Genomic DNA, 662 nt, shown 5'->3' with positions numbered 1-662 from the left:
ATAGCATCATTACCATTGTTAATAGCTTGACCCAAAGTTGCAGCTTGAGATCTTAAGCTATCTGCAATAGCCATCCCAGAAGCATCATCTGCTGCAGAGTTGATTCTAAGACCTGAACTAAGTCTAGACAAAGACTTGTCTAATTCTCTTGCTGTTATAGTTGAATTTGCATGTGCATTCATTGCACCTATGTTGGTGTTTATTCTAAAACCCATTTTAAATCCTTTCAAAATATTGCTTAATTTTTATAAAGCAATAAGTGTTCCAAATATAAGAAAGTAAATGGGAGATAAAATAAAAAGAGAGAGAAACACCTTGAATATTCAAGGTGTTTTGGATTTCTTTACTATTGTAATAATCTCATTACATTTTGTTGCACGGCATTAGCCTGACTCATAGCATAAGATCCACTTTGAGCTAGAATATTATATTTAGCAAAGTTTGCACTTTCTGCAGCAAAGTCTACATCTCTGATGTTTGATTCAGCTGATTTGATATTTACTTGAGTTACACTGATGTTATTAAGTGTAGCTGTGATTTGATTTTGCACTGCACCAAGATCAGCTCTAATAGAATCTAAGTTAGTAATAGCAGTTTCAGCTATATCCATTACAGCCATTGCGCCTTTGAGTGTAGTTACACCTGCTTGTTGATCTTTAGCA

The 662-nt window shown here is 34.3% G+C and carries 2 protein-coding genes; both read right to left on the bottom strand.

Annotated elements, in window-relative coordinates; genetic code table 11:
• The coding region (locus tag CAMP5121_RS08030) for a flagellin N-terminal helical domain-containing protein (RefSeq protein WP_439897286.1) at positions 1 to 215 on the bottom strand (215 nt) is incomplete at its 3' end.
• Between the two features lie 131 nt (positions 216 to 346).
• The coding region (locus CAMP5121_RS08025) for a flagellin (protein WP_337215298.1) at positions 347 to 662 on the bottom strand (316 nt) is incomplete at its 5' end.

It is taken from the genome of Campylobacter sp. 2352 PW (assembly GCF_024723575.1).
Lineage (GTDB): Bacteria > Campylobacterota > Campylobacteria > Campylobacterales > Campylobacteraceae > Campylobacter_D.
The sequence above is the reverse complement of the archived record's forward strand: the minus strand, read 5'-3'. Positions and strand labels throughout refer to the sequence as shown.